Genomic DNA, 13,084 nt, shown 5'->3' on the forward strand with positions numbered 1-13,084 from the left:
CCGAGGGGTGTCATGAAGCTCCATCGCCTCGAGCTCACAGGATTCGGACCGTTCCGTGACACGCAGACCGTTGATTTCGACGCGTTCGATGACGACGGCGTGTTCCTCATCGCAGGACGCACCGGCGCCGGAAAGTCCAGCATCCTCGACGGCGTCAGTTTCGCGCTGTACGGCGTGGTGCCCCGCTATGAGAGCGGCGAGCGACGGCTGCGCAGCGATCATTGCTTCCTCGGCGATCCCACCCGTGTGCGACTCGAGTTCACGGTCGGTGATCGGCGTTGGCGTGTGACTCGCGCACCCGAGTACGACCGACCCGCGAAGCGCGGCGGTGGGCTCACGATCGAGCCGACGCGTGCGGAGCTCGAAGAGCGCGTAGACGGAGCCTGGGTCGGCCGGGCCGCGAAGCCGCGCGAGGTCGGCATCCTGCTCGACGAGGAGATCGGGCTGAACGCCCAGCAGTTCCAGCAGGTGATCCTGCTCGCTCAGAACAAGTTCTCGCGCTTCCTGCTCGCGGGCAACGACGAACGGCAGGCTCTGCTGCGGACGCTCTTCGGCACACAGCGTTTCCAGAGGTACATGGACGAGCTGGAGCAGCGTCGCCGCGACGCGCAGAGGGCGCGGGAGGACAGTGAGGCGCATGTGCGCACTCTCCTCGAGATCGCCGAGCGGCTGGTCGCCGCGCACGACCTGGCCGACGCGGATGAACGACCCACCGATGTGCCCGGCCGCCGTGACGTCGTCGAGCGCGCCCTGCGGCGCGCCGAATACCGCCACGACGTCGCGAAGACCAGCCGGGTGACGGTTGAGGCGGCCGCTGAGGCAGCGGCGGTGACGCTTTCCGCAGCGATCGCCCATGCCGTCGCGCTCGGCGAGCTCGCCGACGGGCGTGCGCGCCTGACTCAGCTGGAGAGCGAGCTGCCACAGATCGAGGCGGATCGTTCTCGTCTTCGCCGCGCACAGCAGGCCGAGACGCTCCGCGCGACGATGGATGCCGCCGATCGCGCGGCAACCGCCCACGCGGCGGCCGTCGACGCAGCCGCGCGTGCGCTCGCCGCCTGGCGTGCGGACGGCGGCGAGGGCGACCTCGATGCGATGATCGATCGCTTGACCGGAGACGTCGCCCTCTGGTCGGCGGCGGCGCGACGCGAACGCGAGCTCGCCGAGCTCGATCGCACCCTGGCCGCGCAGGGCGACGAAATGCGACGACTGGCGGACGTCGTCTCCGCGCTCGATGCCGAGCTGGGTGCTCTTCCCTCCGCACGGGCGCGCCTCGATGCCGGCATCGCGGCACTTTCCGTCAGCGCGCAGCGACGTGCTGACCTCCGGGCGAGTCTGGCCGGGCTGGAGGCGATGATCGTCGCAACCGTCGAGGCGACAGACCTCGCGGAGCGCATGCGCGCGGCTGAGGCGGACTATGCGCGCGAGAGCGCGACTGCCGCCGACGCGGCCGACGCGGTCACCGTGCTCCTCCAGCGGCGAATGGCGGGGTATGCCAGTGAACTGGGATCGGCGCTCGTCGAGGGGGAGCCGTGCGCTGTGTGCGGCTCCCGCGAGCACCCCCGCCCCGCCCCGCCGAGCGAAGCGCCCGTCACGGCCCAGGACCTCACGGCAGCCGAAGCGCGGCGCGATCACACCGCTGATCGCGCCGCTCGTGCGGGTGCGCACGCCCGGTTGGCGCGTGACGCGTATGCGACGGCCGCGGTGCGCGCGGGTGAGCGCCCACTTGCAGAGCTGGAAGAGGACGCGCGTGCCTGTCGAGCCGAAGTGCACGACGCCGATGAGGCCGCGGTGCGCGTGGACGAGCTGATCGCCGAGCGCGACGACGCAGACCGCCGTGCGAGTGTGCTCCACAGCGATCGTGCAGAACGAGTGGCAGAGCGAGAGCGGTGTGCGATCGACCACGCGGGCATCGTCAGCACGGCCGCGGCGCTGCGCGCGGAGCTGGCGGCAGCGCGGGGCGAGTTTCCGAGCGTCGCCGACCGCGTGGCCGACGCGGTCGCGCGCCGCGACAACGCGCGGGCTGCGCGCTCGGCGCGCGATGCGCTGTCGGAGCGCGTGCGCGCGCTCACCGGGGCGCTCGCTGATCGCGACGAGCGCCTCGCAGCATCCGATTTCGCCGATGCGGCGGAGGCGGTGCGCGCGCTGCTCGATGCGGACGAGCAGGCCCACCTCGATCAGCGCATCGCCGCGCACACTGCGGAGCTCGTGGCGCTCCGATCGCGGCTGCTGAGCCTCGAGCTGGGCGTGCTCGACGCTCCGGCCGTCGATCTCGACGGGGCCCGGGCGGCGGCATCCCTCGCTGACACGGCACGCGCCGCTGCGATCGGTGCCGAGCGTGATGCGCACAACGCGGTGCTGCGCCTGCGGGAACTCCTCGCCGATGTCGATGCTGCCGCCGCCGGCGGCGCGACTCTCGCCGAAGACGCGGCCATCACGAGTCGCCTCGCCGACACGGTTGCCGGGCGAGCACCGAACACCATGAAGATGGATCTCGAGACATTCGTCCTGGCGGCCGAGCTCGAAGAGATCGTCGCGGCCGCTAATCTGCGGCTCACCGAGATGTCGGCGGGGCGATACACGCTTCACCACTCAGACGCGCGCGCTGCACGGGGTCGGGCGTCGGGGCTCGCCATCGAGGTGCTCGACGCCTATACGGGCCGACTACGCTCGCCCCAATCGCTATCTGGAGGCGAGACGTTCCTCGCGTCCCTCGCGCTCGCCCTGGGTCTCGCCGAAGTGGTGACAGCGCGCGCCGGGGGCATCCGGCTGGACACGCTCTTCATCGATGAGGGGTTCGGTTCGCTCGACCCCGAGACCCTCGAGCTGGCGATGCGGACGCTCGACGAGTTGCGCGCCGGCGGCCGCACCGTCGGGGTCATCAGTCACGTCGAGGCGATGAAGGAGCAGCTGCCTGCTCAGGTCACCGTTGAGGCCGTCGGCCAAGGGCCGAGCACAATCCGGCAGGGCGTTGCTGTCGCATGATCAGCTGTCATTGCAGATAGGTCTGTGCTGATGTCAGGACCGCCCGGTACAGCTCGCGCAGCGTCTCGGCCGAGATCGCATCGCCCGGCTTCGCCAGTTCGGCGTCGACGATCGCGTCGATCCCGCTGTCATCTGTGATCAGAAGTGTCTGGCCGATCATCAGCAGCTGGTCGTCCGGGAAGTAGGCGTCCACGATGTCGGGGGTGAGGAAAGGGTCGACGGACGCCATGATCTGGTGGATCTTCGGGCGCACGTCCGCGAGGAACGCTGCCTTGGCGGCGTCATCCGGTGGGGACACGGTCGGGTCGTCACTCGGCTGCGCGATCGCCCCGCCGTCACTCGGCGCGGCGCTGGGCACGGTGGGGGTCCAGGGAATCGGCGCGGGGCCGGACCCGAACAGGAACAGCGCAAAGATCAGCGAGAACAAGGCGATGACGCCGCCGAGGAGCGAGAAGATCAGCGCCGTGACGCTCAGCCCCTTGCCTGCGTTTTCCCTTCCGATGAGCCCGACCAGCGAGATGACGAAGGCGGCCAGGAGCAGAAGCCCTGCGACGAGCGCGAAACCGAGGCCGACCCACACGATCGGGATGAGCCCGGCGAGCGCGGCGACGACTCCCGAGATGGAGAGCGCCAGTGCGGTCCATGCGACGCGTCTGGTGCGCGTATCGGGGGCAATCGTTACCGCGGCGGGCGGCAGCGCAACGGCAGTCTGACCGCCGTCAGCGCCGTGCACCTCGGTGGGTGTTTCTGGTTCGGTGGGTGTTTCTGGTTCGGTGGGTGTTTCGGGTTCGGTGGGTTTGGTGGGTTCGTCGGGGTTGGTGGGTTGGGTGGGTTCGGCAGGCTCGGTGGGTGTTTCGGGTTCGGTGGGTTCGGTGGGTTCGGCAGGCTCGGTGGGTGTTTCGGGTTCGGTGGGTTCGGTGGGTTCGTCGGGTTCGTCGGGTTCGGTGGGCTCGGTGGGTTCGTCGGGCCCGGAGGACGCGTTCTCGGGCGGCACGTTCGGCGGAGTGGTCGACATCGGATCCTCGGTTCTGTGTGTGAGCGCGGTGCGGCGCGCGCCCGGTGATTGCGTGATCTTGAGAATACTCAGGTCGAGCGGGACGACCGATCACCGGCCCGAACGGAGACCGCGGTGTCGGCCGAGATCTCCGATGCGGGATCACGCAGCATCTTGGCCGCCGATCTGTTTCCTCTGGCCCGTGGGCTCACTTCGCGGACCGCAGTGGGCCAGGATGGGGGGAGCGACGCATCCGAAGGAGCGACATGGCACTGCAGACGATTCCGTTGGAAACTCCCCCGGGGGTTTCGGCCCGTCTCGGGTGGGACCCGGCAACCACAGTGCACGATCGGCGGCGCATGATCGCGAAGGAGCTGATCGCCGCTCAGCTCGGTTGCGAGCCCACGGATGTCGAGATCGAGCGCGAAGCGCCGCGCGGATTCGGCTACCACACCCGGCTGATCGCTTCCCGCGACGGCGAGGAACTGCCCATCGCAATCATCACGGCGAGCTATCGCGCCGCGACGGTCGTCGCCATCTGCGATCCCGGGCTCCCGCTCGGGATCGACATCCGTGACATGCACCCCGAGCCCGCGGACATCCGTCAGATGCAGAAGCACTCCCGGCTCTTCGACGAGCAGAACATCCCCGACCTGCTCCACCACTGGGTGTGTGTCCAGGCAGTCCTCGAGGCGGACGGTCGAGGTGTGCGGGTTGCTCCTGAGCACGTCCGACTCGACTCCGGTCGCCACACGGGCTGGCTCCTCGATCGAAAAATGAAGTACGCGCTCGTCGACGCATCGCGCGACGGCTGGGTCATCACCATCGCGTCGGGTGCCCAATCGGCAGAGTGAGGGTCGGGGCGGCCGGGTTCACTCCCCAGCGGCCGGCGCCTCGAGGGACGCATCGAGTTCCGCGAGCCACACGCGAGGGTTGCCGTCGCTCGGCGCGCGCCAGTCGCCGCGCGGCGAGAGCGACCCGGCCGGGAGCACCTTCGGGCCGTTCGGGATCGCGGTTCGCTTGAACTGCGCGAAGCCGAGGAAGCGCCGCAGGAACACACGCATCCAGCGAACGATCTCTTCGCGGTCGTACGCATAGCGATCGGCGGACGGGAAGCCGGGCGGCCAGGCGCCGGCATCCGGATCGGTCCACGCCCGTTCGGCGAGGAAGACGATCTTCGAGGGGCGCATGCCGTAGCGCAGCACGTGGAACAGCGTGAAATCGTGGAGCGCGTACGGGCCGATGGCGTCTTCGGTCGACTGGGTCTTGCCGTCCTGCCCGGCCGGAACGAGCTCGGGACTGATCTCGGTGTCGAGCACCGACTGCAGCACCGCCTTGGCCTCATCGGTGAGCACCATCGCCCCTCCGGTCCCCGCCGCGGCCGAAGTGGCGCTGTGCGAGATCACCCACCGGATGAGGTGCTGGATGAGCGTCTTCGGCACGCCCGCGTTCACGGCGTAATGGCTCATCTGATCGCCCACGCCGTACGTCGCCCAGCCGAGAGCGAGTTCGGACAGATCCGACGTGCCGACGACGAAGCCGCCGTTCTGGTTCGCGAGGCGGAAGAGGAAGTCGGTGCGTGCGCCGGCCTGCACGTTCTCGAAGGTGACGTCGTACACGGGCTCGCCATCCGCGTACGGGTGAGCGATGCCCGCCAGCAGCTCGTTCGCCATCGGCCGGATGTCGATCGTCTCTATTGACGCGCCGAGCGATTCTGCCAGCGCGATCGCGTTCGATCTGGTGTGGTCACTGGTCGCGAATCCGGGCATCGTGTACGCGAGGATGTCGCTGCGCGGGCGCCCCATCCGATCCATCGCGCGGGCGACGACCAGCAGGGCATGCGTCGAGTCCAGACCGCCGCTCACGCCGATGACCGGCTTCGGTGAACCGATCGCGCGCATCCGCTGTTCGAGCCCGGACACCTGGATGTTGAAGGCCTCATAGCAGTCTTGATCGAGCCGTGCGGCGTCATCCGGGACGAACGGGAAGCGGTCGAGGTGACGTCGAAGCCCCGTCGTGGATGCCGGCGGCTCGACCGCGAATGTGATACGCCGGTGGTGCTCCCACGGCTGCGCGCGGTTGTCGTCGAAAGTGCCCTGGCGCAGCCGATCCTGGCGCAGCCGATCCAGGTCGACGTCGGCGTACGCGGTCCGAGCGCCGTCCGGGAACCGTTCCGTCTCGGCGAGGAGCGTGCCGCCCTCGTAGATCATCGTCTGGCCATCCCACGAGACATCGTTCGTGGACTCGCCGTCGCCCGCGGCGGCGTAGGCATATGCCGCGAGGCACCGCAGCGATTGCGATTGCACGAGGATGCGGCGGTCTTCGGCGCGTGCGACCGTGATGGGGCTTCCCGACAGGTTGAGCAGGACCGTCGCCCCGGCCAGAGCCGCGGACGACGATGGCGGCACCGGCACCCAGAGGTCCTCGCAGACCTCTGCGTGGACGACGAGACCCGGAACATCGGTCGCTTCGAACAGCAAATCCGTGCCGACCGGAACCTCGGCCCCGGCGAGCATGACAGACGCGGGCGCGTCCGCGCCGGAGGCGTACCAGCGGCGTTCGTAGAACTCGCGATAGGTGGGCAGGTGGGTCTTCGGCGCGACACCGAGGACGGCGCCGCGGTGGATCACCACGGCGCAGTTGTACAGGCGCGATCCGATCTGCAGCGGCGCGCCGATCACGATCAGGGGGTGCAGATCCGCGGATGCAGCGGCGATCTCCGCGATGGCCGCCAGGACGGCATCGAGAACGACATCCTGCATGACGAGGTCATCGATCGCGTATCCGGTCAGACAGAGCTCCGGGAACACCGCGACCGCCGCTCCGGCGGCATCCGCATCACGAGCGGCCGTCAGCACGGCGGCCGCGTTGGCGACCGGATCGGCGATGGCGACCGGGATCGTGCACGCCGCGATGCGTCCGAAGCCGTGACGGTACGGATTCTCGAACGGCAGGCTCTCGCTCACGAGACCAGTCTGGCAGGTGTCGTCGATCCGCGGCGGCCGGTGTCGGGCCCCCCGGCTAGGGTCGATCGCGGAAGGGTGATATGCGATACATCGAAGACGAGGGCCGGATCGTCTGGAGCGCGAGCGATCTGAAAGCCGCGGCGGAGTGCGAGTTCGCCTGGCTCCGGGCGATCGACGCGAAGCTGGGGCGGGTACCCGCGGTCGACGAGACTCCGGACCTCACGCTCGAGCGGGCGGGCCGGCTGGGCACGCAGCACGAGCTGCGGGTGCTCGACCGGTATCGCGCCCGGTACCCGGGCCGGGTCGTCGAGATCCCTGCCGCACGGTCCTCCGAGGCGGTCGCACTGGCTTCGGTCGTCGCCGACACCGCGACTGCACTCGCCGATCCCGAGGTGGAGGTGATCTATCAGGCAGCCTTCTCCACCGGGGAGTTCGTCGGCTTCGCCGATTTCCTCGTGCGTGATGAGGGCGTCACAGGGCGCCCCTGGGTCGTGCAAGACACCAAACTCGCTCGACACGCCCGCGTGACGGCGCTCATGCAACTTGCGGCATATGTCGATCAGCTCGATGAGCTCGGGGTCGTGCGCGCGGAGCGCGTCGAGTTGCTGCTGGGTGATGGCAGCACATCCACGCACGCCGTCCGTGATCTTCTGCCCGTGTTCCGGCTGCGGCGTGGCCGGTTGCGTGCGCTCATCGCGGACCGCGACCTTGCCGCCGGTGCTGGGGGCGAACCGCTGGCATGGGGCGATGAGCGAGGCGCACTGCGTGTCATCGCTTGCGGCCGGTGCGCGACCTGCGACGTCGAGGTCGTGGCTCAGCGCGATCTGCTGCTGGTCGCGGGGATGCGGCCCGCGCAGCGCGAGCGGCTGCGGGCCGCGGGCATCCAGACGATCGACGAGCTCGCCGCGACCCGCGAGGCACCCGACCGCATCTCGAGGGACACCTTCGCGGGTCTGCGGACGCAGGCGGCGCTGCAGCTGACGAGCCCCGCCGGCGGGGTCGGCTCGGCGACGAGTCCGGAGAACGACAAGGCGCTGGGGGTCAGGCCCGTGCCCACGTACGAAGTCGTCTTTCCTCGGGCGATCGGCGCGCTCCCGCGACCCGACCGCGGTGACCTCTTCTTCGATTTCGAGGGCGATCCCCTCTACACCGAGACGCCCCCAGCGGGATCTGCTCCGCAGTGGGGCATCGACTATCTCTTCGGGTGGATCGACCTCGATGAGCAGTACACAGCCCTGTGGGCGCACTCCTTCGCGGAGGAGCGGCAGGCGCTCGAGGACTTCCTCGATGTCGTGGCGCTGCGGCGGCGCCAGCACCCCGGCATGCACATCTACCACTACGCCCCATACGAGCCGACCCACCTCCTGGCGATGGCGGCCCGCTACGGCGTGCGGGAGGGCGATGTCGATCGGCTCCTGCGCGAGGGTGTGTTCGTCGACCTCTACCCGGTCGTCCGCAGGGCGCTGCGGGTCGGATCGCGCTCGTACTCGATCAAGAGGCTCGAGCCGCTCTACATGGGCGCGGACGTGCGCACGAGCGACGTGCAGAAGGGCGACGATTCGATCGTCCGCTACGTCCTGTCCCGCGAAATGCTCGAGGCGGGGGATCCGGCCGGGTCGCAGCTGATCCTCGACGACCTCGCCGACTACAACCGCTATGACTGCGTATCCACTCGCCGGCTGCGCGACTGGCTGGTCGACCGCGCCCGCGAAGCGAACCTCGTCCCCGCGGCCGACACGGAGCCGTCCGAGCGCGCCTACGAACCTTCGCCCCGTGCCGAGGCGCTGGCGCGGTTGGCGGCCGCCGCCGCCGACGAGCACGAGTCCGCCGCGCTCCGCCTGGGATCCGCCGCGATCGATTACTACCCGCGAGAGGCCAAGACCTTCTGGGCCACCCACTTCCTTCGGCTGCGCGAGCCGGTGTCGGTCTGGGCGGACACCCGCGATGTCGTGGTCGTCGATCATGACCGGTGCCGGGTGCTCACCGATTGGCATCTGCCGGAGGGGGCGCGCGTGACGCGCCGGATCGTCGAGCTGCGGGGCGACCTCGCACCCGGCACGAAACTGACGGCGGGATCCGACGCGTTCGCGCTCTATGACCTCCCGGCGCCGTTCCCCGGCGAGACCAGCCCGCGGTGGGTTCACGCCGCCCGCACACTGAAGATCGTCGACGTGCTCGATGACGGCGTGATCGTCGAGGAGAACTCGATCCAGGGCTTCACATGGCGTGAACTGCCCATCGCGCTCACGCCGCCGTCGCCGCCGCAGGCGGGCAGTCAGCAGGCGGCGATCGACCGGTGGGCGGATGCCGTGATCGCCGCTTCGCCGTCATTCCCCGCCGACGCGGCCACCGACCTGCTTCTGCGGCGCGTGCCGCGCACGGGCGCCAGAGCCCTGCACCGCGGAGGCGATGACGACATCGATGACATCGCGCGCACTGTGGCAGACCTCGACCGCAGCTATCTGGCGGTGCAGGGCCCGCCGGGGACGGGAAAGACCTACGTCGGATCGCACGTCGTGGCGCGCCTCGTGCGCGAACGCGGATTCAAGATCGGGATCGTCGCCCAGTCGCACGCCGTCGTCGAGAATATGCTCGAGCGGATCGTCGCCGCCGGTGTTCCCCGCGACCGGGTGGCCAAGGCGCCCAAGGCGCCCAAGGGGACGGCGTCCGACGCGGAACCGTTCACGCCGATCGCCAAGAGCGGCTACGCGGCGTTCGCCGAGGCGCATCCTGAGGGCTTCGTGATCGGTGGGACGGCGTGGGATCTCAGCCACTCCGGCCGTGTGCCGCCCGGCAGCCTCGACCTGCTCGTGATCGATGAAGCTGGGCAGTTCTCCCTCGCGTCCACGATCGCGGTGTCGGTCGCGGCGCAGCGCCTGCTGCTGCTCGGCGACCCGCAGCAGCTCCCGCAGGTGAGCCAGGGCACGCATCCCGAGCCCGTGGACACGTCCGCGCTCGGCTGGATCATGGACGGCGCCGCCGTCATTGCGGAGGACCGCGGCTACTTCCTCGCCCAGACTCGGCGGATGCGCCCAGAGATCGCTGAGCCGGTGTCGCAGCTGAGCTACGACGGTAAGCTGGCCGCGCACGAATCGACGTCGCATCGCGCTCTGGCCGGCATCGTGCCCGGTGTCGTGCCGGTGCCCCTCACCCACACCGGGAACTCGACGCAGTCGCCCGAAGAAGCCGAGGCGGTCGTCAGGATCGTCCGGGATCTCGTCGGACGACAGTGGATCGCGGCAGCGGGAGAGACTCCGCGGGCACTGACCGTGAGCGACCTGATCGTCGTGACCCCGTACAACGCCCAGCAGGTGCTGGTCGAAGAAGCGCTCACGGCAGCGGGCTTCGGCGGGGTGCCGGTGGGGACTGTGGACAAATTCCAGGGCCAGGAGGCCGCAGTGGCGATCGTGTCCCTGGCCGCGTCCTCGGGGCGCGATGCGCCGCGAGGTCTTGACTTCCTGCTTCTGCAGAATCGACTCAATGTCGCTGTCTCACGTGCCCAGCACACTGCCTTCGTCATCTACGGCACCGGCCTGCTCGATGACCTTCCGCGAACTCCGGACGGCGTCGCCCGGCTGAGCGCATTCGCCCGTCTCGTCGGCGGGGCGCCCTAGACTCGCCTGCACGACGAGCGGGGGACATCATGGCCGAAGGGGCACCGCGGCAGTTCGACATCGATCTGCCGCCTGAAGCGATTCCCGGCAGCTACGCCGACTTCGCGAATGTATGGCACACACCGGATGTGTTCGTGATGGACTTCGTCTCGCTGGCCCAGCCTCCGAGGGAGGACGTGGATGCCGAGGGCAGCGCCGTGACTGTCGTCTCCGGGCGAGTGGTCCAACGCATCCGGATCCCTCCGCCGCAGGTGTTCGAGCTCGCGAAGGCGCTGACTCAGCAGCTGGAGTTCTGGGAGCAGGAGACGGGGCGGCGGACGCCCTCGCCCCTCGACGGTCCCTGAGGAGTCCGGAGGCTACACCCACGTTCCTAGTCGGCTGTTCCGTAGAGCCGATCACCGGCGTCGCCGAGCCCAGGCACGATGTACCCCTTCTCGTTCAGGCCCTCGTCCAGCGAACCCAGCACGAGGGTGACATCTCGATCACCCACGAGGTCCTTGATCTTGGCGACGCCTTCCGGCGCCCCGAGGATGCAGATCGCGGTGACGTCCTGGGCGCCGCGGGCGAACAGGAAATCGATCGCGGCTCCGAGCGATCCTCCGGTGGCCAGCATCGGGTCGAGGATGAAGCACTGGCGGTCGCTGAGGTCGGCAGGCAGGCGCTCCGCATACGTGTACGGCTGGAGGGTCTGTTCGTCGCGGGCCATGCCGAGGAACCCGACTTCGGCCGTCGGCAGGAGCTTCACCATGCCGTCGAGCATGCCGAGTCCGGCGCGGAGGATCGGGACGACGAGCGGGCGCGGTTCGCCGATGCGCACGCCGGTGGTCGCGGTGACCGGCGTCCGGATCTCGATGCTCTCCACGCGGACGTTTCGAGTCGCCTCATAGGCGAGCAGCGTCACGAGTTCCTCGGTCAGCTGGCGGAAGACCGACGACGGTGTGCGCTCGTCACGCAGCACCGTGAGCTTGTGGGTGATGAGGGGGTGGTCGGCCACGTGCACGCGCATGCGGTCAGCCTACGCGGTCGATGGGTCGCTCCGACGGTCCGCGAGAGCGGCACTGTCGACCCGTCGCACGCGGATCGCCGTCGCGTACGCTGGGCGCGTGACACTGCCCATCGGCCCGGACCTCGTCTCCGCGATGGACCGTGCGCTGGTGCTGGCGGCGCTCGCAGCGAGCTCCGGCGAGGTCCCGGTCGGCGCGGTCGTGATGGCCGCCGACGGGAACCTGATCGGCGAGGGACGCAATCTCCGTGAGGCCACCGGGGACCCGACGGCGCACGCCGAAGTGGTGGCGCTGCGCGCGGCGGCCGCGGCATCCGGTACCTGGAATCTGTCGGGATGCACGCTGGTGGTCACCCTCGAGCCGTGCCTCATGTGCTCGGGGGCCATCCTGCAGTCGCACGTGGCCCGGGTGGTCTTCGCCGCGTGGGACGAGAAGGCCGGTGCGGCGGGTTCGCTCTACGATGTGCTTCGAGATCGGCGCCTTCCGGTGCGGACCGAGGTCGTCGCCGGCGTCCGGGCGGAGGAGGCATCCGCCTTGCTGCGCACGTTCTTCGACGCGCGCCGGTAACCTGGCACGTCGGAGCTTGTCCGCATCACAGCCAGGGGGTCCCATGTCGGTCGGTCTGCTCGCGGTCGTCGACGATGTGCTCAGCGCTGCGATGAAGGCGTCGGCCAAGACGGCCGGGGTCGTCATCGATGACGCCGCCGTCACACCGCAGTATGTCCAGGGGATCACGCCCGCCCGCGAACTGCCCGTCGTGGGCAAGATCGCGCTCGGCTCCCTCGGCAACAAGTTCCTCATCATCATCCCGGTCGCGCTGCTGCTGACCGCGTTCGCGCCGTGGGTGCTCCCGTTCCTGCTCATCATCGGCGGCACCTATCTCTGTTTCGAGGGCGCCGAGAAGGTGCTCGAATGGTTCGGGCTCGCGCACGGGGACGTCGAGGAGGGCGCCCGCGATGAGCGGCAGCTCGTCCTCGGGGCGGTGCGCACGGACCTGATCCTCTCCACCGAGATCATGCTGATCGCGCTTGCGAGCCTCGACGGTGACATGGGGATCTGGACGACACTGGCCGTGCTCGCGGTGATCGCGCTCATGATGACGGGTGTCGTCTACGGCGCCGTCGCGCTGCTGGTCAAGATCGACGACATCGGCCTCAAGATGGCGGGCGGTTCCGAGCCGCGCGTCCGGCACACGGGTGCGCGCATCGTGCGATCGATGCCGGCCGTCTTCCGAGTCATCAGTGTGGTCGGGACGGTCGCGATGCTGTGGGTCGGGGGCCACCTGCTGCTCGTCAACCTCGATGAGGTCGGGGTGCGCGTCACCGGCGATCTGCTGCACGGTATCGAGCATCTGCTCTCGCCGTTCGGCGGGGTCATCGCGTGGACCGGTGAGACGCTCGTCGCGGCAATCGTCGGGCTCACCGTCGGACTCGTGATCGTCGGCGGCATACTGCTGATCGGGCGGATCGCGGGCAAGAACCCGACCTTCAGCGAGGGCGGCGAGTCGCCCGCGGCGCAGTGACG

At 69.5% G+C, this 13,084-nt stretch carries 9 protein-coding genes; 6 read left to right on the forward strand and 3 right to left on the reverse strand.

Features of this window, described 5'->3' with window-relative positions:
- The first annotated feature begins 12 nt into the window (after positions 1-12).
- The gene (locus tag QZV81_RS09450) at positions 13-2,982 is read left to right on the forward strand and encodes an SMC family ATPase (RefSeq protein ID WP_292836277.1); all 2,970 of its coding nucleotides are present in this window, start codon (positions 13-15) and stop codon (positions 2,980-2,982) included.
- Positions 2,983-2,989: 7 nt separating this feature from the next.
- Here the strand turns inward: QZV81_RS09450 and QZV81_RS09455 are convergent, their stop codons facing one another.
- Entirely contained in the window at positions 2,990-3,997 is a 1,008-nt protein-coding gene (locus tag QZV81_RS09455; protein WP_292836280.1) for a hypothetical protein, read from the reverse strand.
- Positions 3,998-4,242: 245 nt separating this feature from the next.
- Here QZV81_RS09455 and QZV81_RS09460 point away from each other — a divergent pair, with 245 nt between their 5' ends.
- Complete coding sequence (locus tag QZV81_RS09460) at positions 4,243-4,830, forward strand: hypothetical protein (protein ID WP_292836283.1); 588 nt, start codon at positions 4,243-4,245, stop codon at positions 4,828-4,830.
- An 18-nt stretch (positions 4,831-4,848) separates the two neighbouring features.
- On the opposite strand, the gene QZV81_RS09465 is transcribed toward QZV81_RS09460, so the two are convergent.
- Positions 4,849-6,942 (reverse strand): NAD(+) synthase, encoded by a 2,094-nt coding sequence (locus QZV81_RS09465; protein ID WP_292836286.1) that lies wholly within the window; start codon positions 6,940-6,942, stop codon positions 4,849-4,851.
- Between the two features lie 80 nt (positions 6,943-7,022).
- Here QZV81_RS09465 and QZV81_RS09470 point away from each other — a divergent pair, with 80 nt between their 5' ends.
- A complete protein-coding gene (locus tag QZV81_RS09470; RefSeq protein WP_292836289.1) occupies positions 7,023-10,556 on the forward strand; it encodes a bifunctional RecB family nuclease/DEAD/DEAH box helicase in 3,534 nt (1,177 codons plus the stop codon).
- Between the two features lie 29 nt (positions 10,557-10,585).
- Positions 10,586-10,900 (forward strand): DUF3467 domain-containing protein, encoded by a 315-nt coding sequence (locus QZV81_RS09475; protein ID WP_292836292.1) that lies wholly within the window; start codon positions 10,586-10,588, stop codon positions 10,898-10,900.
- Positions 10,901-10,926: 26 nt separating this feature from the next.
- Here QZV81_RS09475 and upp read toward each other — a convergent pair whose 3' ends face one another.
- Positions 10,927-11,562, reverse strand: a complete 636-nt coding sequence (upp, locus tag QZV81_RS09480; protein WP_292836294.1) for a uracil phosphoribosyltransferase — start codon at positions 11,560-11,562, stop codon at positions 10,927-10,929.
- A 133-nt stretch (positions 11,563-11,695) separates the two neighbouring features.
- Between upp and QZV81_RS09485 the strand changes: the two genes are divergently transcribed.
- Positions 11,696-12,127, forward strand: a complete 432-nt coding sequence (locus tag QZV81_RS09485) for a nucleoside deaminase (protein ID WP_292836479.1) — start codon at positions 11,696-11,698, stop codon at positions 12,125-12,127.
- A gap of 43 nt (positions 12,128-12,170) precedes the next feature.
- Complete coding sequence (locus QZV81_RS09490; RefSeq protein WP_292836296.1) at positions 12,171-13,082, forward strand: DUF808 domain-containing protein; 912 nt, start codon at positions 12,171-12,173, stop codon at positions 13,080-13,082.
- The last annotated feature ends 2 nt before the right edge of the window (positions 13,083-13,084 follow it).

The sequence above is a fragment of the Microbacterium sp. genome (assembly GCF_011620665.1).
GTDB lineage: Bacteria > Actinomycetota > Actinomycetes > Actinomycetales > Microbacteriaceae > Microbacterium.